Below are 20,195 nucleotides of genomic sequence, written 5' to 3'. Positions count from 1 at the left end.
CCCCGGGCGACACATGTGGGCTTCGCAGCAAATTGAGGTGCTTGGGATGCACTCATCTGCTATCGCTTGGGAAGTGATTCTGAGATCAACCGCACAGGTAACCGCACATGCGTCTGTTTTTGATCTTGTGCCTTTTGCTATTGTCCTTCCCGGCGGCAGCGGCAAAGGTTGCCGTCAATTGGACAGATCTGCCCGACCCTGGCTCAACCATTTTTGAAGACCCCTTCGCGGCCTTGAGCATTGCGGAACTTCGATCTCTAGGGACTGTACTGCGGCTGCGCAGCGAGCTTGAACAAACGACCCTTTCCGCAAATTCTGCTGCACAGACGAGAGAAAGACTTCAGCGCGAGGAAGCCAAACTTGCCGCATCCGGGGTACACACGGACCGGTTATTGTCGCAACGCCACGAGATCGGAAAAAAGCGTGCAAAGGCGGCTCTTGCCGGCAATCCTGATCTTGATGGCAAGGAGGTTGTCATTTCCGGCTATGCCATTCCGGTTTTCGCACCTGGAACCAAAACGGTCACCGGAGGCTATCTTGTTCCGGAAGCCGGCATGTGCAGCCACATGCCTGCACCCGACCCCAATCAGATGATCCGCTATCAGATTGAGGAAGGCTTGAATGCCGAAGAAATCTATCAACCCGTGCAGTTGGTTGGCCGTTTGTCGTTGCGAACCACACGCCAGGAAATCACCTTGCTGGATGGCCAGGTGGACATGATTGCCGCGTTCGACATGGACGTTTCCGAAATTCGCGACCTGGATCGGCCAGAAAGATCGTCGGGCAACCGTTTCTTGAATTTTTTCACCGGACGCAAAGTGACGCCGCATCAATAACTGCGGCAAAGAAAAAGGCGCGATAAAAGCACCTTTTTCGTCATTAGGGTGTTCATCTGCTACCGGTCAACGAGCCATGGACCGGAATTTCAACGCTGTTCCTCATGCTGATGCCACATGTCAGCGGCCACTTCCCAACCTTCGTCGCCGGGTCGCAGGACATAGAGGAAAGTGCCCGTCGCATCCATGCCCGCGCTTTCAATCTTGGCATCGACCGATCCGATCATTACCGCAAGCGTTCCATCGTCAGACACAAAAAGCGTATCGATCGAATGACTGACGTCACCCTTGTTCGACGTAACGAACTCGAACAGCTTCCTGGGTTCTTCCAATCCCTTGACTGCAGGTTTTCCGGGCGCAATCCAGACTGTGTCGTCCGCGTAGAGCGACAGGATACCGGCTGCATCGTGGTTGGAGGCAGCCTCGTTAAAACGGTCATTGAGGTCTTTCAGCGCTGCGATTGCGCCCTCCTGATCCGCCGACACGGCTAATGGTGCAACGGAGAGCACTAAAGCAATCAAAAGGCCTATAGTTCTCGATTTGAAACTCATCTGATTAGTCCTGATTTTCTTGAAATGCAGATGCCCGACCCCTGAGCAGCCGGGCCCCCTTCGAACCTGTTGGCCTAGGAAACAGGCCTTGTAACAATCACTTCGCGCGTGATTTGCCAGCGGTCGTCCTGATTGACCAAATCAATACCGAGCGTGATCTGCTGATCTGGCCCGGTCAGTTCGTTGCGTCTGGAAAGCAGAACATGTGCCGTGTCACCATTGACGGAGACATGATGAAACTTGGCCCAGGTTCCTATTGCACCGTTGTTCTGTTCAAGCGTCGTCGTGACGGTTTCGGTCATTTGCTGCTTGTCCAGGACAATGGCTTTATCTTCCGGGCTCAGCATGATGACGGTCATGTCGTCATGATAGGTTTCATTTAGGATCGAAGCCGTGTTCGCCGAAACATTTTCGATCAGCCGCTCAATCACCGCTCTCACTGCCGTTGCCTGGTCGTCAGTTCTGGACATGATGTGTTCCTCGGATCGGGTAGTTGTTTTCCGGGTTTTTGATGAAATTCAGCCCCATCAACAGTGAGGAAAGGGCAGGCCTGGCAAATGGTGCATTGGAAATATCAGTGACCTGCAGCTTGCCTGCATCATTGATCACAAAGAGCCCGGGCTCAGCAAAAGGCCGGTCGGTTTCTTCCGCAGAACGAGGGTCAGAAACGTAAAGTCCGAGCTGGCGCATCTGGTCGACGGTCAATTCGATGCCAACAGGAAAATCAGCTCCGGCTTCGGCGATCTGGGCCTGCGCGCGGTTTTCAGGGTCTGCAGAAACGGCAACGACATCTACTCCGATCTTGTTCAGGTCGGGAAGAATGGCGTTAAGCTCAGATAAATAGCGGGTACAGATAGGACAGTGCTTGCCGCGGTAGACCACAACCAGTTGCCAACCACGGCCGGTTCCGGGCTTGCCGAGTGTCAACTCACCGCCACCCAGTCTGGGTACCGTGATTTGCGGGAAAGTATCCCCTACAAGAGGCTTTGGATTTGCCATCGGGTGCTCCTTGAGATATATAATGATCGATACATAAATATACAAAATATACGCAAGTCAAGGATTATATATTGAACGATACAAAAAAATGGGTCGCCCGCGCACCTTTGACAGTCGCGAGGCGCTAATGGCGGCGATGAATGTGTTCTGGGCAAAGGGCTATGACGGCGCTTCGCTGAAAGACCTGACAGGTGCGATGGGGATCAGCGGACCAAGCATGTATGCCGCCTTTGGCGACAAACGGGAACTTTTTCTGAAGACCATTGACCTTTACGGCGATGTCGATGGCTGCGCACCGGTTGTTGCCTTTGAGGCCGAGCCGGACATAGAGCAGGCCGTCAAGGGGTTCCTGGAACAGGTGATCATCTACGCCACCGCGCATGAAAGCGGCGCAAAAGGCTGTTTTCTGGCATCAAGCGTTTCAGCCAGCATTGGTGAAGTCGAGGGCGTTTCAGAACGAGTTGAAAAAGCTATTGACGACACGGACAAACGATTGGCAGCCCGCTTTGACCTGGAAAAGGAAAAAGGCGTGTTGCCGCCGGATTTCCCGTCCCTGGAGCGCGCGCGTTTCCTGTATGACATTCGGCAGGGATACATGTTTCGGGGCCGCGCAGGCTGGACAGCGGACGCCATGCGCAAGGACATAGACCATCGCGTCAAGATGATCCTTACCACTCCTTCTTCCGGGTGACCCCCGAAACAATAAAAAAGGCGCCAAGGGCGCCTTCTTAGAACTCTGATTGGCAGATTGATCAGCCGTTGGCGATATACTGGCCACCATTGATGGTCATGACGGCACCTGTCATGAATGCCGCGGAATCCGACGCCAGATAGACAACGGTCTGTGCGATTTCCTCCGGATGGCCAAGACGCCCGACCGGGATACCGGCGACGATGCTTTCAAGAACCTTTTCCGGCATTGCGGCGACCATATCGGTGTTGATGTAACCCGGGCAGACACAGTTGACAGTGATGCCTTTGAAGGCATTTTCCTGCGCAAGCGCCTTGGTGAAGCCGATCACCCCCGCCTTTGCTGCGGAATAGTTGGTCTGGCCCATCTGGCCCTTCTGGCCGTTGATGGACGAAATGTTGATGATGCGCCCCGACCCGCGTCCGCGCATGCCGTTGATCACCGGCTTGGTCATCGTGAACATGGAGTCCAGATTGGTGGAGAGCACTGCCCGCCACTGATCGAAGTCCATCTTGTGGAACATGCCGTCGCGGGTGATGCCCGCATTGTTGACCAAAACCTCGACCGGTCCCAGCTCCTCTTCAACCTTTGCAATGCCCGCAGCGCAGGCGTCAGGATCGGAGACGTCCCATTTGAAGACGTGAATACCGGTTTCTGCCTTGAAGGCTTCGGCCTTTTCGGTATTGCCGGCATAAGTGGCCGCCACCGTATAGCCTGCGTCCTTAAGACCGCGCGAAATGGATTCGCCGATGCCACGCGTTCCACCAGTGACCAATGCGACCTTGCTCATTCCCCTTCCTCCTGAATTCCGGTTTCGGACCCTTAGGGCCTCGAGGTTTTTGAAGTCTCAGTTTTTAAGCCATGGCCGGACGGAGCCGGCCATGATCCAAATCATTTGAGCGCTTAGCGCTCCAGACACATGGCAACGCCCATTCCGCCGCCGATACACAGCGTTGCAAGGCCCTTTTTGGCGTCGCGACGGTTCATTTCGTGGATCAACGTACACAGGATGCGAGCGCCGGATGCGCCAATCGGGTGACCGATCGCAATTGCGCCACCGTTGACATTGACGATGTCCGGGTTCCAGCCCATGTCCTTGTTGACGGCACATGCCTGAGCTGCGAAGGCTTCGTTGGCCTCGACCAGATCGAGATCAGCTGCACTCCAGCCTGCCTTTTCCAGAGCCTTGCGCGACGAGGGGATCGGACCGGATCCCATGATCGCCGGATCAACGCCTGCTGTTGCCCAGGACGCAATCCGCACCAAAGGTGTCAGGCCACGCTTTTCGGCTTCTGCTGCACTCATCACCAGAAGTGCGGCCGCACCATCATTAATTCCGGAGGCATTGGCGGCTGTCACAGACCCTTCCTTGTTAAAGGCCGGACGAAGCTTTGCAACGCTTTCAAGGGTCGCTCCATGCCGGATATATTCGTCATCCTCAACGACACGCTCTGACCTGCGCTCCTTAACGGTGACCGGTGTGATCTCGTCCTTGAATTTTCCGGCCTTTTGAGCTGCTTCCGCCTTGTTCTGGGAAGCGACCGCAAATTCATCCTGCTGTTCGCGGTTGATCTGCCACTTCTCGGCAACGTTCTCGGCGGTTTGACCCATGTGGTAACCATTGAAAGCGTCCCACAAGCCGTCCTTGATCATTGTATCGATCATCTTGTAGTCGCCCATCTTGTAACCGTTGCGCATATGTGCCGCATGCGGAGACAAGGACATGTTTTCCTGACCACCTGCCATCATGATGGATGCGTCGCCTGTCTGGATCTGCTGTGCCGCAATGGCGACCGTCCGCAGGCCGGAACCGCAAACTTGATTGAGGGTCCAGGCGGTCGAACTGTCGGCGATACCTGCGTTGATCGCTGCCTGACGCGCAGGGTTCTGGCCTTGAGCCGCTGTCAACACCTGACCGAAAACCACCTCGTCGATGTCAGCGCCGTCGACGCCGGCCTGTTCCATCGCTGCTTTCATAACAATGGTACCAAGATCATGTGCCGGCACATTGGCAAAAGCACCGTTGAACGACCCGACAGGGGTGCGGGTCGCGCTAACAATGACAACATCGGTGGAAGCGCTCATCATACTCTCCAGGACTTGAGGCCGGACGGCCATAGAATGCTGGTACCGTTAGGGCACCTTTGTTCCTTATCGATCAGGCGACTAGAAACTGCACCGGCATGCGTGTCAACCGTGACTCTCCGTATGCGCGGCCTGATTTCGCATTTGCGGCATTATCCTTTCGTCGGCGCACATAAAAAGAGTGGCACGATCCGCTACGATTGGCTTAGTCTCTTAGTTGGAGGAGATGACGCGTCTGCGAAGACGGCGCCATCAAATGCGAAACGAGGCGGGAGTAAATCCCGTTCCAGCCGTAAGGCAGATAGGCGGAAGTGACGGATGGCCAAAACCAGCGAGCCAACAATCATCAAGAAATACGCCAACCGGCGGCTCTACAACACGGGCACCAGCACCTATGTCACCCTTGAGGATCTGGCGGTGATGGTGAAGGGGGAAGAGGACTTTGTCGTCTATGACGCAAAGAGCGGTGAAGATATCACGCGGTCTGTACTGACCCAGATTATCTTCGAACAGGAAGGCAAGGGCCAGAACCTGCTTCCCGTGACGTTCCTCAGACAGCTGATCCGCTTTTACGGCGACAGCATGCAAGGTCTCGTGCCGAGTTTTCTTGAATATTCGATGACATCCTTGACCAAGGAACAGGAAAAACTGCGGTCTCAGATGAGCGATGCTTTTGGAGCCACAGCCTTCGACGCGATCGAGGACCAGGTCAAACGCAACACGGAAATGTTCGAACGGGCGATGAAAATGTTCATGCCGTTCCCGACGGGCGAGGCTGGAGCCTCACCGGAAGCCCAGGCAGCTGCCGGTGCTACCAAAACCGAGAAAGCAGAAACGGCGGATCTCGATGATATGAAGCGTCAGCTTGAGGAAATGCAGAAAAAGATCAACAAGCTTTCCGACAAGCCCTGATCTTTGACGGCACCCGCGCTCGCCGGAATTCTGCATCTGTCTGACCTTCCGCAACCGCTTGATCAGATTTCCGACTGGTATCAAGCTGGTTGGCCGCACTGGTATGGACCAGGCGGCACGGGCGACGCGAGACACGACCTGAAGGCCTGCCTAGAAGCACCAGACACCTTGCCGCAATGCCTGGTGGCGGTGGACCGAGCCTCGACACCTGTTGGAACGGCATCGCTCAGATCGACCTCTCCTGGATCCAACCTCTACCCCGGCGCCTGGCTGACGGCATTGCTTGTGCCCGAAGATCTGCGCCGAAATGGCATCGGGACCGCACTGGTTGCAGCTGCCGAAAACGAGGCGGCGCAACTTGGATTTGATCGGATCCATGCAACGACGGGATCGGCAATGACCATTCTAAAGAACAGGCGCTGGGAGCAAGTTGATCAGGTGGAAACGGCCAGCGGAAAACTGGCCATATTCCGAAAAGACGTCCCAGCCCGTTGAACCGGGTCAGCCGCAGTCCGCAACAAGACCGGCAGCAGCAATACCGGCAACCGCGCAAGCTTCGTCATTGTCAGACGTGTCGCCGGTGATCCCGACCGCGCCAAGGGTCTCTCCATCATCGCCTTTGATCAGAACACCACCGGGAACAGGCACAATCGCCCCGCCGGAAACGCCGTTCAACGCATTGACGAAATGGGGCCGCGACTCCGCGTTTGCGTTTAACCAACGTGTACCGGTCCCGACAGCCAATGCTCCAATGGCTTTTCCGGTTGCGATCTGGGGGCGCATGATGGATGAGCCGTCCTGGCGTTTCACCAGAACCGCATGACCGCCAGCGTCCAGGACCGCGACGGTAAGGGGCTTGAGATTGAGCTCAACTGCTTTTTCCAATGCGGCGGAAGTGATTGCCTCTGCCGTTGAAAGTGTCATTCCAAGAGTCATTGTTTACCGCCTGTCTGGTCTGTTGGCCGGTTGGCACCTTACCTTGCTTGCGCCACTGCATTGACGAAACCCGCTGCTGTGGGTTTGCGCAATCAACCGCTTCTCCTTAAGGTGCAGCCCGCGATTTGGATTTGCTAGCAAATCGAACCGGTGCCGAATAGGTGGGAAAGTCGGGAAACAGTTGCGGCAATTCGGAATAAATAGACGTTTCGGGCAGGAGATTTTCAGTGAAGCGTGATTTTCAGGCGCCGGGCCGGTCACCGGTTTTTGCGCGCGAAGCAGCTGCGGCAACATCGCATCCTCTGGCAACAAGCGCTGCGCTTGAAATCCTGCAGGATGGGGGCAACGCGGTGGATGCAGCTATCGCTGCTGTGGCCGTGCAGTGCGTCGTCGAACCGCATATGACGGGTATTGGCGGAGACTGCTTCGCAATCGTTACCGAACCCGATGGACGGCTCACCGGCTTCAATGGCTCGGGCGCGGCACCGCGCGCGGCAACACCTGAAAAACTGGCCGAACTGGGTGTTGAAGACATCACGGACACCTCGGCCCACGCGGTCACGGTTCCAGGTGCCGTTCGCGCCTGGGAAACGTTGCACAAGGCACACGGTTCCACCGAATTTGGCAAGCTGTTCAAGCGCGCCATTCAGTATGCACGCGACGGATTTCCCATTGCGCCACGTGTCGCCAACGACTGGGCCAACAACGTTGATAAGTTGGCCTCGGATCCGGTGTCGGCAGCGCGGTACCTCATTGACGGCAACGCTCCTGCCATTGGGACGATCCTCAAATACCCGCATCTTGCTGCAACACTGGAAGCCATCGCCGAAGGTGGCGCAGATGCGTTTTATTCCGGCCCAATCGCGAGCGATATCGTCGACGCCATGCAAAGCCGTGGCGGCTTGATGACGGAGGACGACCTTGCTGCTTGTCATACGACAGCAGTCTCTCCCGTTCTGAGAGACTATAAGGGGCATACAGTTGCGGAACTGCCACCCAACGGCCAAGGCATTATTGCCCTGGTGATGCTTGGGATCTTGGAAAAATTCGACTTAGAAAACCTGGATCCGATGGGGCCGGAAAGGTTCCACCTGCAAATGGAAGCAACACGGCTTGCCTATGCAGTCCGCGACAGGTTTGTCACTGATCCCGGCTATATGGACGTTTGCCATTCCGGATTGATTGCATCGGATTATCTCGACCGGCTTGCCAGCGAAGTGTCAGTGAGCAAACGCATGGCGTCTGTGCCCCAATCGTCACTGAACCCGCAGACCGATACGGTTTATCTGTCCGTTGTCGACAAGGATGGACTGGCTGTTTCCTTTATCAACTCCCTGTTTTCGGATTTCGGCTCGGGGATCGTTGCACAGGACAGCGGCGTGCTTCTGCATTGCCGTGGCCGTGCGTTCAAGGCGCAGGCAGGTCACGCAAATTCCATCGACGGCGGCAAGCGGCCGCTCCACACGATCATTCCGGCAATGGTGCTCAAAGACGGCAATCCATGGCTGTCCTTCGGTGTGATGGGTGGTCAGTACCAGGCCTGCGGACATGCCCACCTTTTGACCAACATCATCGACTATGGAATGGACGTACAGGCTGCGATCGATTTCCCACGCATGTTCATGGATCTGGATACGCACGAACTTCAGGCAGAGAAGCTGATCCCGCCATCAACACTGGATGGTCTCAGAGCTCTAGGTCATCAGGTGGTGCCGGCAAAGGGAGCCATTGGCGGCAGTCAGGCCATCATGATCGACAAGGCGCGAGGGCTGTTGACGGCCGGATCTGACCCACGCAAAGACGGTCACGCGGCAGGCTATTGACGAATTGCCCGGCGCTTCCGGGCACCCTCACTTTGTCCTTGCGATAGAGTACGCCTGCGTGTTGATTGCGTCCGGACGCGCCTTCAAATCAAGAGGACTGGCATGCCTTCAGTATCGAGGCGAGAATTGCTGCTGGGCAGCGCGGGCGCAATTTCAGCTTTTGCCGCAGGAGGCCTTGCGGCTAAAGGCTTTGCGGCTACGGAACCCGCAGAGCATTTTCTGAAACTGTCCAATCGCGATCATTCCATTTTGCCCGGGACGCTAACGCGCGACATGATGAGCTTCCTTCCTGATGCGCCGCCGCCGGTGCTGCGCGTGAGGCAGGGGCAAAAGGTGGCAATCAATGTCATCAACGCCCTGGATGAGCCGACCGTCGTTCATTGGCACGGACTAAGAATTCCCAATCGGATGGACGGCGTGCCTTATCTGACCCAGTATCCGATCGAAACAGGTCAGTCCTTCCGGTACGAGTTCACACCACCGGATGCAGGGACCTTCTGGTATCACCCGCATTGCAACACGCTTGAACAGATTGCACGTGGCCTGACCGGAATCATGGTGGTCGAAGAACCGGAAGAAATTGGCTTCGACCAAGACCTGCCGTTGAACATCCGGGATTTTCGCCTCGGCGGTGACGGTCAGTTCATAGCCTTCACAAAACCCCGTAATGCTGCGCGCGGCGGCACGCTCGGAACGGTGTCGACCGTCAATTGGCAAAAGGAACCGGTATACGAACTTCAGGCAGGAAGCCTTGTCCGCCTGAGACTGGCCATCACGGACCTGACCCGCGTCGGCACCTACGAGCTTGAAGGCGGTCAAGCCAGGGTCATCGCGCTCGATTCTCATCCCTTGCCCAAAGCCATGCCGGCGAAAGACCTGGTTCTGTCGCCAGGTCAACGCGCGGATATTGCTTTGAGGCTGCCGGACCGGGAAGAGGAAACGGTAAAACTCTTTCTGCGCCGAGCCAGCGGCGACCGTCTTCTGGCAACATTCAGAGCAAGCGGTCAAAGCGTCCGGCGTGATCTGAAGGAATTGAAGCCGCTTCCGCTCAATCCGGTGCCCGAGCCGGATCTCGCCAATGCTGAAGTGATCGATTTCGTCTTTGGCTGGTCGCCGGAGGGAGATGCCCCGCAAGCCAGCATCTGTGGCTCACTTGGCTATACATTCTGGTCAATCAACCGGATGGCCTGGCCAGGAGACACACCTGGACCGTTCGATCCCTTGGCGACGATGAAGTTGGGCAGGTCCTATGTGATGCGCCTCAGAAACAGATCTCCGAACGCTCATCCGATCCACCTCCACGGAGTGTCCTTTAAACTGCTGCGTTCAAACAAACGCAACCTTCCGCCACTCGTGACTGATACGGCTTTGCTTTTGAAGGATGAAACGATGGAAGTGGCTCTTGTGGCAGATAATCCCGGTGACTGGGCGTTCCATTGTCACGTCATCGAGCACCAGAAAACCGGGCTGGCCGGCTTTCTGAGGATCGAGGCCTGATCAACAGTCGCCAGAACTCATTCAGGCTGACAATGAGATCGTGAAAGAGTGGGATTCGCTGTCTTCAGTAGCCGTTGCGTATTGCGCCAAATGCAGCTGACGCTCCATTTCGCTCTCAACGGACATGTCACGACCCGCCAGAAGCTGGGTTGCATATTCTGCATGCGACCCAGCGTGAAGGTCACGCTGCAACTCTTCTGCGGCCAGGTGAGCCGGCATCAGATCAATATCGGAGAACGTTCCTTCAGACACTGCAAACAGGTCTGAATTGGGCACGAATTCTGCGGAGGGTTTTTGGCGAATTCGCAAGGCGTGAATAGCTGAAACGGGTCTTACTTGCATCTTGTGCTCCGCGGTGGGCCAGTCCGTGGCCAGTCTTTCGGAGGTCCGGGGATTCCGGATCTGTTTTTAAGCCTAGCGTAGCTTGCAACAGAAAAATGTGACGCGCGTCACAAATCGGTTGGCAGTGCTGCGGCAACAACAGAAGCGGTCAGCCTGGGTAACGGACCCGAAACTCGTCCGGTTCTTGGGCGAGAACCGGAGAACCAAAAAGAGCCCGGAGCGAAGCTCCGGGCCGAGGCTATCCAGTGGTACTTCTGGAATTCAAAATTTCGAAAAGATCAGCGCTCTGTTTTGAGCAGGTGTCCAGCCCCACGCTGACGTGGCAATGCTGCCATAGCGCGATAGCTGTTCGCTCCTGACAGAGTTTCAGCAGGGCGGGCCTGACGGGTCTGGATGTCGTAATCGCGTGTTGCGATCAGATGGGCCAGAAAGACTGAATTCGGGTAATAGCGTCCAGTGAAAGCGTCATGATCACGCTCAAGGTCCGGCTTGGGCGGCTCCGGCAGATATGAGGCAAAGCTCTTGCCCTGGCGCTCGCTTTCCGTCTCTCCCATTGAGGGACGTTTGCGCCTCACATTGGCACGTCCTGCCGATGTAACTGGGTTCACTCGCACGTATCAACGCCTCTTTGTTTCAAATTGGCACAGCCAGCGCCTTCCTGTCTGAAACCTCGCAATCACCATGCCAATATAGGAAGGCGTTAACCTTTTGTCCGCGGAAAACCGCCAAAACAGGGTCACAAAAGTTAACGAAAGTGTGCGCGACTGGAGATTGCGCGGGGAAAACGGGGATATTGCGCGCAACAAGAAATAGAACTTGCCTTTGCAAAACCGGCAAATCCCGTCCCGTTTTCTGAATCTGTCCTGATTTGATCAGGCGTGAGCCATGACCCCGGCTTTGGGACTCGGCAACTCAAAGTCGGAAGCGTCCAGGCGTCCCGTTCTTAGAAGATGCTGTAGGCAGACCGTGATCGACATTGCGTCATCGAGCGCATCATGATGACGTCCAGGCGGGGTTGGCAAACCGAAGTACTGTGCAAGTTCTCCGCTCGTCGTCCTGCCGATATCATCCAAGGGCATACCCGCCTTGTTTAAAAGACTTGCCGCGTTCCCAAACCGGTGGGCCGGAATTGGCGGTGCTACGCCGGCGACGTAGCAGCTAACCGCCATCAGAAACATTTCGTCCTTGCCCCAGGACCACAGCGTTGCATCGCCCGCAATTCGGGCCAGGCTCAGATGCGCATCTTCAGGTCTTACTCCTTCGGCATCGATCTGAGCCTGGGTGATACCCGTCAATTCTGTGAAGAACGGATCGGCAACAGTCGGCTTTCCATACCGGTCCGCGGTTTTGATAAATACTCGCTCTGTCTCAAGCACACGGAAGCCCGGCTCAAGAGACAGTTTCACGGCACCAATTTGCGCGACACAGGGATCGGGGTCCAAAGGCCCACACCACATGCGGCCCTTTGCGCCGGGGGCTGTCAGGAACTCGCTGTCAAAGACAATTGTATGCGACATCCGGCCTTCATCGCTTCTTTTCCGGAGAGTGTCTGGCCTAACTGGGCCGGAACAGCGTGGTCACGCAAACTAAATAAAAAGCGCGGCCCGATAAGGCCGCGCTTTAAAGAAATCTTGTTCGTGACTGCCTGGATTAAGCAGTCAGAGCGCCCTGCGCCCTGTCAACCAGAACCTTGAAGGCATCGGGCTGATTGATCGCGAGATCGGACAGAATCTTGCGGTCAACTTCAACACCAGCCTTGTTCAGACCGTCGATAAACCGGCCATAGGTCAGGCCGTGCTGACGGGTTGCCGCATTGATGCGCTGGATCCAGAGCGAACGGAAATTCCGCTTTTTGGCCTTGCGGTCGCGATAAGCGTACTGGCCAGCCTTCTCGACAGCCTGCTTGGCAACACGGATGGTGCTCTTGCGACGGCCGTAATAACCTTTGGCGGCCTTCAGAACTTTTTTATGACGAGCGTGGGCGGTTACGCCCCGTTTGACGCGTGACATTTAGGTGATCTCCTTCGGGGCTGGCGTTATGCGTAGGGCAGGAACTGCTTCACGATCCGTGCATCCTGATCGCTCAACGTGGTGGTGCCACGGGCGTTACGGATGAACTTGTTCGTGCGCTTGATCATGCCATGGCGCTTGCCGGCCTGCGCGGTTTTCACCTTGCCGGTCGCAGTCACTTTAAAGCGCTTTTTGGCGCCTGACTTCGTCTTCAGCTTGGGCATTTTGCATCCTTTCCTTGGTGCGTCCGCTCAAACGGGCGCTTCTTTCTTGGTGCATTCAGAGCCGACACGGCATGCCCTTGGTTGTCGATGGAGGCCTGCAAGAGAATGCAGAAAACCAGTCCACGACGAGCCGGACGACTCTGGACCGGGCGCTTATATGGGAGGATCCGCGGAAATGCAACCGGAAACGGGCGTTTCCCGACACCCTAAAAAGCCCGCACCCGTCGCACCAGCCTGGCGCAACGGGCATCAAGCGTTCTGATCTTCAAAAGCTGGATAATCTAAGTCCCGGTTCGAAGTCTCTTTTCAAGACCTAGACAGCCCGTTTCGCTTCGACCTTTGCCGCTTCCAGCCTATCGGCAAATGCGTCGGCTGCCGCAATTGCTGTACCCTGCACATGAACGAATTCAACATTTTCTATGCCAAGGAAGTTCAACAGGAACTCCAAATATGGCTGTACGAAGTTTGCCGCGGAAAAGGGCTCGCCCGCCAAGTATCCTTCAGCGCCATAGGTACAGACAACAACCGCGCGACGCGTTTTGACCAACCCCTTGAAACCGCCTTCTCCCATGGAAAATGTATGACCGATGCGCGAAATCTGATCGACCCAGGCCTTGAGAGCGGCTGGAATTGAGAAATTGTAGATCGGGACCGCAAGCAAAAGCGTATCTGATGCCTGAATTTCTGCGATCAGACTGTCCGACAAGGCCGTTGCAGCTTGCAGTTCAAGAGGAAGACCATCCTGTGGGGCATAGAACCCTTCAATGGTTTTCTGGGCGATGAACGGGATAGAACCGTCAGAAACATTTCGGGTAATGACGCTGCATCCCGGATGCTGCGCTCTGAATTCAGCTTCAAAGGCATCTCCCACGGCTGCAGAATGCGACCCTTCCCGGCGGGAACTAGAATTGATGCGAAGCAACTGTGTCATGAACTGACCTCCTTGGTGAATGGCAAGTCGGATTTAATTTCATGCGCCAGTTCAAAAAATACGTCGAAACGCATCGAAGTCGTGCGTAAACTGCACGAATGGAGCTTTCAACACTCAAGACAGCACTCCTCGTGCGCGACCTTGGCAGCTTTGCTGCCGTTGCCAGACTTCTGGATCTCGACGCTTCAAGCGTGTCGCGCGTCATCGCGCAGCTGGAGCAGGATGTCGGATTTCGGATGTTCCAGCGAAGCACCCGCAGTCTTGCGCCAACAAGCGAAGGGGAACTCTATCTGAACCGCATTGCTCCGCTGTTGGAAGAGCTTGATGCAGCCGGAGACGAAGCCCGAACGACAGCAATTTCTCCGAGAGGAACCTTGCGCATGACGGTCAGCATTTCATTCGCTCAGGAATGCTTGCTCCCGGTACTGCCCGAATTCAAGGAAAGATATCCGGAAATTGACGTTGAGCTTCTGGCGTCTGACTCAAACCTCGATTTAAGGGCAGACGGAATTGACCTTGCCGTCCGGTTCGGTTCCATGCCGAAAGGAGACTGGATTGTCAGCAAACTGATGACAACGCGTTACCGGGCAGTTGCTTCGCCGGAGTACATCGAAAGAACGGGCCCAGTCCATCACCCGAACGACCTGTCGGAGCGGGAGTGTATCCGGTTCGCCATTCCGGGCTTTCGAACCTATTGGCAATTTCGGGAGCAAGACGGTGTGGAGGCCTTCGCCGTCCCGATCGGTGGCGCGACCGTCATATCGAACGCCTTGTCGATCCGGTCGGCGGCTCGTCTCGGCATGGGCATCGCACTCATGCCGATCATGTTGGTGGAGCGGGATTTGCGCAGAGGAACGCTGGTTGACCTTTTCCGGATTACGCCTGCGCAGCGGCATCTTTTGAAACAGCCGCCTGGCTTGTCTACCCGAGCAGGTCTTATCTGCCACAGAAGGTCAGGGTGATGATCGATTTTCTGAAAGAGCATTACGGGCGGCCAGCAGTCTGACCACCCTGATACCGTGTCAGGCGTTCACATCGACCACAACACGGCCCTTCACCTGCCCCTTGAGAATATCGGCTCCCAATTTGGGCAAATCCTCCAGTGTCGCGGGCTGGATCATTGCCTCGAGCTTATCCATGGGCAGGTCCTTGGCCAGCCTCTCCCAGGCCTTCAGACGTGCGTCATAGGGCTTCATCACGCTGTCGATGCCTAGAAGATTGACACCGCGGAGCAGGAAGGGAACGACGGTTGCCGGCAATGCAGCACCACCGGCCAGACCAACCGCAGCAACGGACGCGCCGTATTTCATCTGACCCAAAACCCTTGCAAGCATCGATCCGCCAACCGCGTCGATGCAGCCGGCCCAAGTTTCCGATTCCAGAGGACGTTTGACGGTCTCAGCGACATCGTCTCGCGGCACAATGCGGCTGGCACCGAGCGATTTCAGATAGTCCCAGGTGCTTTCGCGCCCTGTTACAGCGGCGACTTCGTAGCCGAGATTGGCCAAAATGGCCGTCGCGACGGATCCAACACCACCTGCAGCTCCTGTCACCAGAACAGGACCGTTTTCAGGCTTCAGGCCATGCTCTTCCAATGCCATCACCGCCAGCATGGCGGTGAAACCGGCTGTTCCGATTGCCATGGCATTCCGGGTGCTCAAACCTTCCGGCAACGGAACCAGCCACTCGCCTTTCACGCAGGCCTTTTGCGCATAACCGCCCCACCAGGCTTCACCAACGCGCCAGCCGGTCAGCACAACCTTGTCGCCCGGCTTGTACCAATCGTCGTTGGACTCCTCGACCGTGCCTGCGAAATCAATGCCCGGAACATGCGGGTAGTTTCTGACCAGTCCGCCGCCAGGCCCCACGCACAAACCGTCCTTGTAGTTCAGGGTCGAATAGTCCACCGCAACGGTCACATCGCCAGCAGGCAATTGTGTCAGATCAATTTCCTGTACGGAGGCATTGGTCTTGCCGTCTTCATCCTTGTCGACAATTAGGGCTTTGAACGTCATTTCATCTGGTCCTGTTAAACTGTTGTTTCGGCAATTAACCTGGCCTGCTTGCGCAGGACAAATTTCTGGATCTTACCGGTCGCGGTCTTGGGCAGCTCGGTGAAGACAATCTTCTTGGGTCGCTTGAAGCCGGCCATGTTCTCACGGCAAAAGGCAATCAGGCTTTCCTCCGTTTCCGCGCTGCCATCCCTCAGCTCGACAAAGGCGCAAGGAACTTCGCCCCAGGTTTCATCGGGCAAGGCAACGACGGCGGCCAGCACCACGTCCGGGTGCCGGTGCAAAGCGCCCTCGACCTCGACGGAGGAAATATTCTCTCCGCCTGAGATTATCACATCCTTCAACCTGTCCCGGATCTGGATATAGCCGTTTTGGTGGCGAATGGCAGCATCGCCGGAGTTGAACCGGCCACCGGAAAACCCATCGGCTGTTGCCTCCGGGTTCTTGTAGTAGCCTTTCATTACCGTGTTGCTTCTGATGACAATCTCGCCCTGCGTTTCCCCATCCCAGGGAACAGGCGCTCCGGTGTCGCGGCTGATCACGTCAATCTCTTCCGTCATCGGAAAACCGACACCCTGCCACGATTGCCGCTCGGCCTGCACGTCCGCGGACAATTCGTCCCATTCCTCGCGCCACAAACATTGAGCAACATGTCCATAGGTCTCTGTCAGGCCATAGACTTGCATCACTTCCAGGCCCAACTGCCTCACGCCGGCAAGAACAGATGCTGGAGGCGGTGCACCCGCGGTCATGACCTTGACCTTGTGGCTGATGGCCCTTCGTTGACCCTCTGGCGTGTTTAAAAGCATGGAGAGCACAATCGGCGCTCCGCCGAGATGCGTGATCCGGTGTTCGGCAATCAGCCTGAAAACCGCCTCGCCGGTTATCTGGCGGATACAGACAATCGTCCCCGCCATCAGTGTCATGGTCCAGGCGTGACACCAGCCGTTGCAGTGAAACATCGGCACAGAATAAAGATAGACAGGATGGCGCGGTAACTCCCACGCCTGGGGCGTGCCCATGCACATGAGGTATGCGCCGCGATGATGATAGACAACACCTTTGGGTCGCCCTGAGGTTCCCGACGTATAATTGAGGGCAAGTGCGTCCCATTCGTCGTTGGGCCCTTGCCACGGAAAATTCGGATCACCTTCCCGCACCAGCTGGTCATAGGTCAACGACCCGATGCAAGCCCCGCCGGGGCCGTATGCGTCAACGATATTGACGGCCGGAACGATAGCTTCGTTGAGTTCGAATGCTTTTTTGACGACATCAGAAAAGGCCGTATCGACAAAGACCAGCTTCGCGTCGCTGTGATCCAGGATGTAAGCGACCGTTTCAGGTTCAAGCCTCGTATTGATCGTGTTCAGCACCGCACCTGTCAAAGGCACGGCATAGTGCAGTTCGAACATTTCCGGGGTGTTCGCTGCCATGACGGAAACCGTGTCTCCCGGCCTGATTCCCAACGCAACCAGTTGGGCCGCGACCCTGCAGACACGGTCCTTGACTTCGGACCATGAGTATCGGCGCTCGTTGTAAATGATGGCGGTTCGCTCAGGGAAGATCGCCGCTGTCCTTTCGAGAAAGGAAAGCGGTGACAAGGGCACGTAGTTGGCTGCTTGCCTGGAGAAGGCGTTGTAGTGCTCCTTCATCTCAGGGCTCCTGGTGAATAAACGGCTTTTCCCAGACTGTGGCGGCTCTCATACCGTGCGGGGTGTCGACCTGTACCTTGGTTCCATCATCCCAATGCGTCATGCGCACCATGCCGAGCGCGACATTGGTCCGGTAATCCGGGGAATAGGCTGCCGAGCTCACCGTGCCGACCTGGCGGCCGCCTGCAATTATCGGCCAGAGTTCATCGCACGGCGGCACTGGATCACCGTCAATGGCTACGCTGCGGATTTGCCGGACGGGCCCTTCCACGGCAACCCGCAGCAGCGCATCCCTGCCGATGCAGCCAATTGCGTCCTTTGTCTGGCAGAACCGCCCCAACCCGCATTCATGGGGCGTGTTGTTTCTGGTCATGTCATTGCCATAGGACAGCAACTGGCCTTCGATCCGCTCAATCAGGTTCGGGCAACCAGCACGGACATCCATGTCTTCACCGGCCTCCATCAAGGCATCCCAGACAGGTTCGCCGAGATCGAACCCTTCAACATATAGTTCAAAGCCCCCCTGTTTTGAGTAGCCTGACCGGGCCAGAACCAGCCTCTGGCCCTCAAACTCGACATAGTCATAGTGAAAGAAACGAATGGAGCGGATCCGCTCTCCAAAGACACGCGCCACCAGGTCTTCGGCTTTCGGCCCCTGGATCGCAAGCGGAGCGACATCCGGTTCATCAACATCGACCTCCAGCCGGAAAGCATGAGCGAGGCCCTTTATCCAGAACAGAAGATCGCTATCCGCTACTGACACCCAAAACTTGTCTTCGGCAAGTTTCGTCGTCACCGGGTCATTCAGCATGCCACCGGTTTCATCGACCATCGGCGTGTAGTAGCACCGCTCTTCAGTCATGCCGGACAGATCGCGCGGCGTCAGCATCTGAGCCAAACGTGCTGCGTCAGGCCCCCAAAGTTCCACCTGCCGCTCGCATGAAACATCCCAAAGCTGAACTTTGGATTTCAGGTGACGATAGTCCGCTTCCACACTCTCAAACACCGTCGGCAAGAGCATATGGTTATAGACCGTGTATCCCTTGACACCGGCGGCCTGAACGCGCCGTGAAAACGGCGTCTTTCGGGTACGGCGGGAAACTGAAAGCGCGGGGACCTGCATTTCGATCTCCTTTATGCAGCCTGTTCGGCAGCCGGACCCGACCAGTCGATCTGGCAAATCTCAGCGCTGCGGCCGTCGAAATCCCAAACCCGGCCATAGGCCCGCACGCGGCCCTGCGTTGCCGTGGCAACAGTGATATCCCGGCCCATCCAGTATTCCGTGTTGGAAATAACGATGTCTTCATCAGGATTTGCACCCGGCACCGGCACGACTTCACCTTTGATGGCCTTGCCCACGACCAAACGGCGCGTCTTGCCTTCATTTGTGTAAGACACCGGCGCGCGCTCTGCTCCGAGAAACTCACTCACGAGCACCTTGAACAATCCGGTCGTCCCCCGGGCCTGGCCGGAGAAAATCTTTACAAGACCTTCAAACGCCGTATCACTCGCGCGTTCATCAATGAAAACCGCGGCCTTCCAGTTACCACGCGCCATCAGTCCGGGAATTTCAATCAGCAGCCCGATGTTCAGACCGGACAGATCTTCACCTTGATAGTGCCCTTCGTCGATGCGAATACCACCCCAGGTCTGACAGTACCCCTCGGTCGGCGGATGCTTTCCGAGCGACACCACGCACGGACAGAAAACCGTGCAGTTGCAGTTCAAGATCAATTCACCGCGAATGGCCCATCCGGACATCAGTTTCTCCCTAGACTGATTGGGTTGTTACGAGGGGCAGGAGGACCACAGTCAGTCCCGCCAGAATTAGAAAAACACCAAGCGGCACGCTGACCCTGGAACCGATCTGCGGCAGTTTCTCCAGCGTCATCAGCACCATCGCAAGACCCATGAAGGCAAGGTTCATCGTGCCAGCGACAAACGCCAGCAGCATCAAGGCCCAGCAACATCCAAGGCAGACAGCCCCCAGCCTCAGGCCAAGCCAAAGAGCTCCTGATACGCCTGGTCTCCAATGGCCCATGAAAAACGTCAGCGGACTTTGGCAGGCTTTAAGGCACGCCTCCTTGAGCGGGCTGAACTGATAAACGCCCGCCAGGATCAAGAGGCCACCATTGAAAAGAACCGAAGTCACCTGGCCAAAGGGATTGAGAAGACCAGCACTTGCCAGCCGCACTTGTACCAGGGCCGCCAAAACTGAAAATCCCAGCCAGACTGTTAGATAACCGCCAGCTAGAGCTGCAAAAGACCATGTGCCGGCAGCATCAGTATGGGTCAGATCGGAATAGGTACGAAGGGCCGGGAAAGCTGTCGGCGCCATCATCGCAAGTGCCATCAACGACCACATCACCACGGCCGAGCCGAGTCCGGCGTCAGCTGCAGATTGCGAACAAAGCGACAGCAATAATTCCGCAGCCGAGCCTTGCCAATTCAAAGCCGGATCAACGGCAGCCTGCATGGCGAACAGAACACTCCAGGCCAGCAGAATGCTCGCAAAAAACGTAAGCCACATTGCCTTGTGGCCGGGCAAAAGTCGGTCGATAGCCTTCACCCTGTCCTCCCAGACTTGATTGCGCTTACGCTGCTCCTCGTGAATTGAAAAGTCAAACTTTTAATTGTCTGACATTTGTTTTTTCCGTTTGACCCTCGAGTCAGAGGCCATTAGGTTGATCGCGA

Annotated in this window: 24 protein-coding genes; 7 read left to right on the top strand and 17 right to left on the bottom strand. The window is 56.3% G+C overall.

Features of this window, described 5'->3' with window-relative positions; genetic code table 11:
• Positions 1-107: 107 nt before the first annotated feature.
• Complete coding sequence (locus ACZ1HV_RS16985) at positions 108-836, top strand: DUF3299 domain-containing protein (protein ID WP_298817036.1); 729 nt, start codon at positions 108-110, stop codon at positions 834-836.
• Between the two features lie 89 nt (positions 837-925).
• Here ACZ1HV_RS16985 and ACZ1HV_RS16980 read toward each other — a convergent pair whose 3' ends face one another.
• The 3 genes from ACZ1HV_RS16980 to ACZ1HV_RS16970 all read right to left on the bottom strand — a co-directional run bounded on the left by ACZ1HV_RS16980 (position 926) and on the right by ACZ1HV_RS16970 (position 2,386).
• On the bottom strand, positions 926-1,387 hold the full coding sequence (locus ACZ1HV_RS16980; RefSeq protein ID WP_472715805.1) for a YybH family protein: 462 nt from the start codon (positions 1,385-1,387) through the stop codon (positions 926-928).
• Between the two features lie 74 nt (positions 1,388-1,461).
• Complete coding sequence (locus ACZ1HV_RS16975; protein WP_298817032.1) at positions 1,462-1,857, bottom strand: hypothetical protein; 396 nt, start codon at positions 1,855-1,857, stop codon at positions 1,462-1,464.
• Positions 1,844-2,386 carry a redoxin domain-containing protein gene (locus tag ACZ1HV_RS16970; RefSeq protein WP_298817030.1) on the bottom strand — a complete coding sequence of 181 codons (543 nt, stop codon included), beginning with the start codon at positions 2,384-2,386 and terminating at the stop codon, positions 1,844-1,846. Before ACZ1HV_RS16970 ends, ACZ1HV_RS16975 begins: the two co-directional genes overlap by 14 nt.
• Before the next feature lie 127 nt (positions 2,387-2,513).
• Between ACZ1HV_RS16970 and ACZ1HV_RS16965 the strand changes: the two genes are divergently transcribed.
• On the top strand, positions 2,514-3,077 hold the full coding sequence (locus tag ACZ1HV_RS16965) for a TetR/AcrR family transcriptional regulator (RefSeq protein WP_472715804.1): 564 nt from the start codon (positions 2,514-2,516) through the stop codon (positions 3,075-3,077).
• A gap of 61 nt (positions 3,078-3,138) precedes the next feature.
• Here ACZ1HV_RS16965 and phbB read toward each other — a convergent pair whose 3' ends face one another.
• Entirely contained in the window at positions 3,139-3,867 is a 729-nt protein-coding gene (phbB, locus tag ACZ1HV_RS16960; RefSeq protein ID WP_298817026.1) for an acetoacetyl-CoA reductase, read from the bottom strand.
• Positions 3,868-3,980: 113 nt separating this feature from the next.
• Positions 3,981-5,162 (bottom strand): acetyl-CoA C-acetyltransferase, encoded by a 1,182-nt coding sequence (locus ACZ1HV_RS16955; protein WP_298817024.1) that lies wholly within the window; start codon positions 5,160-5,162, stop codon positions 3,981-3,983.
• Between the two features lie 318 nt (positions 5,163-5,480).
• Here ACZ1HV_RS16955 and phaR point away from each other — a divergent pair, with 318 nt between their 5' ends.
• Together phaR and ACZ1HV_RS16945 are read left to right on the top strand one after the other, a co-directional pair.
• On the top strand, positions 5,481-6,074 hold the full coding sequence (gene phaR, locus ACZ1HV_RS16950) for a polyhydroxyalkanoate synthesis repressor PhaR (protein ID WP_298817021.1): 594 nt from the start codon (positions 5,481-5,483) through the stop codon (positions 6,072-6,074).
• A gap of 3 nt (positions 6,075-6,077) precedes the next feature.
• On the top strand, positions 6,078-6,569 hold the full coding sequence (locus ACZ1HV_RS16945; protein WP_472715803.1) for a GNAT family N-acetyltransferase: 492 nt from the start codon (positions 6,078-6,080) through the stop codon (positions 6,567-6,569).
• 6 nt (positions 6,570-6,575) lie between these two features.
• On the opposite strand, the gene ACZ1HV_RS16940 is transcribed toward ACZ1HV_RS16945, so the two are convergent.
• Positions 6,576-7,010, bottom strand: coding sequence for a GlcG/HbpS family heme-binding protein (locus tag ACZ1HV_RS16940; protein ID WP_298817017.1), 435 nt, complete (start codon positions 7,008-7,010; stop codon positions 6,576-6,578).
• Between the two features lie 227 nt (positions 7,011-7,237).
• Here ACZ1HV_RS16940 and ggt point away from each other — a divergent pair, with 227 nt between their 5' ends.
• Positions 7,238-8,833 carry a gamma-glutamyltransferase gene (gene ggt / locus ACZ1HV_RS16935; protein ID WP_472715802.1) on the top strand — a complete coding sequence of 532 codons (1,596 nt, stop codon included), beginning with the start codon at positions 7,238-7,240 and terminating at the stop codon, positions 8,831-8,833.
• Between the two features lie 102 nt (positions 8,834-8,935).
• The gene (locus tag ACZ1HV_RS16930; RefSeq protein WP_472715801.1) at positions 8,936-10,330 is read left to right on the top strand and encodes a multicopper oxidase family protein; all 1,395 of its coding nucleotides are present in this window, start codon (positions 8,936-8,938) and stop codon (positions 10,328-10,330) included.
• 21 nt (positions 10,331-10,351) lie between these two features.
• On the opposite strand, the gene ACZ1HV_RS16925 is transcribed toward ACZ1HV_RS16930, so the two are convergent.
• From ACZ1HV_RS16925 to ACZ1HV_RS16900, 6 genes are all read right to left on the bottom strand, one after another.
• A complete protein-coding gene (locus ACZ1HV_RS16925) occupies positions 10,352-10,672 on the bottom strand; it encodes a hypothetical protein (protein WP_298817011.1) in 321 nt (106 codons plus the stop codon).
• A gap of 278 nt (positions 10,673-10,950) precedes the next feature.
• Entirely contained in the window at positions 10,951-11,280 is a 330-nt protein-coding gene (locus tag ACZ1HV_RS16920) for a hypothetical protein (RefSeq protein ID WP_472715800.1), read from the bottom strand.
• A 264-nt stretch (positions 11,281-11,544) separates the two neighbouring features.
• The gene (locus tag ACZ1HV_RS16915; RefSeq protein ID WP_472715799.1) at positions 11,545-12,189 is read right to left on the bottom strand and encodes a 3'-5' exonuclease family protein; all 645 of its coding nucleotides are present in this window, start codon (positions 12,187-12,189) and stop codon (positions 11,545-11,547) included.
• Between the two features lie 133 nt (positions 12,190-12,322).
• Complete coding sequence (gene rplT / locus ACZ1HV_RS16910; protein ID WP_298817005.1) at positions 12,323-12,682, bottom strand: 50S ribosomal protein L20; 360 nt, start codon at positions 12,680-12,682, stop codon at positions 12,323-12,325.
• A gap of 26 nt (positions 12,683-12,708) precedes the next feature.
• Complete coding sequence (gene rpmI, locus ACZ1HV_RS16905; protein WP_145345317.1) at positions 12,709-12,906, bottom strand: 50S ribosomal protein L35; 198 nt, start codon at positions 12,904-12,906, stop codon at positions 12,709-12,711.
• Between the two features lie 313 nt (positions 12,907-13,219).
• Positions 13,220-13,837: an FMN-dependent NADH-azoreductase gene (locus ACZ1HV_RS16900; protein WP_472715798.1), complete on the bottom strand. Its 618-nt coding sequence runs from the start codon at positions 13,835-13,837 to the stop codon at positions 13,220-13,222.
• 98 nt (positions 13,838-13,935) lie between these two features.
• On the opposite strand from ACZ1HV_RS16900, the gene ACZ1HV_RS16895 reads away from it, so the two are divergent.
• Entirely contained in the window at positions 13,936-14,799 is an 864-nt protein-coding gene (locus ACZ1HV_RS16895) for a LysR family transcriptional regulator (protein ID WP_472715797.1), read from the top strand.
• Between the two features lie 60 nt (positions 14,800-14,859).
• Here the strand turns inward: ACZ1HV_RS16895 and acuI are convergent, their stop codons facing one another.
• Genes acuI through ACZ1HV_RS16870 form a run of 5 tightly spaced genes read right to left on the bottom strand, consistent with a single transcriptional unit; the run spans position 14,860 to position 20,070 of the window.
• A complete protein-coding gene (gene acuI, locus ACZ1HV_RS16890) occupies positions 14,860-15,852 on the bottom strand; it encodes an acryloyl-CoA reductase (protein WP_472715796.1) in 993 nt (330 codons plus the stop codon).
• 14 nt (positions 15,853-15,866) lie between these two features.
• Positions 15,867-17,501, bottom strand: coding sequence for an acyl-CoA synthetase (locus ACZ1HV_RS16885; protein ID WP_472715795.1), 1,635 nt, complete (start codon positions 17,499-17,501; stop codon positions 15,867-15,869).
• A gap of 1 nt (position 17,502) precedes the next feature.
• On the bottom strand, positions 17,503-18,624 hold the full coding sequence (locus ACZ1HV_RS16880; protein ID WP_298984366.1) for a dimethylsulfoniopropionate demethylase: 1,122 nt from the start codon (positions 18,622-18,624) through the stop codon (positions 17,503-17,505).
• 11 nt (positions 18,625-18,635) lie between these two features.
• The gene (locus ACZ1HV_RS16875) at positions 18,636-19,262 is read right to left on the bottom strand and encodes a DUF1326 domain-containing protein (protein ID WP_298963930.1); all 627 of its coding nucleotides are present in this window, start codon (positions 19,260-19,262) and stop codon (positions 18,636-18,638) included.
• Between the two features lie 10 nt (positions 19,263-19,272).
• Entirely contained in the window at positions 19,273-20,070 is a 798-nt protein-coding gene (locus ACZ1HV_RS16870; protein ID WP_472715794.1) for a DUF2182 domain-containing protein, read from the bottom strand.
• Positions 20,071-20,195: the final 125 nt, after the last annotated feature.

Source organism: Roseibium sp. JB4-4 (genome assembly GCF_055693425.1).
The sequence above is the reverse complement of the archived record's forward strand: the minus strand, read 5'-3'. Positions and strand labels throughout refer to the sequence as shown.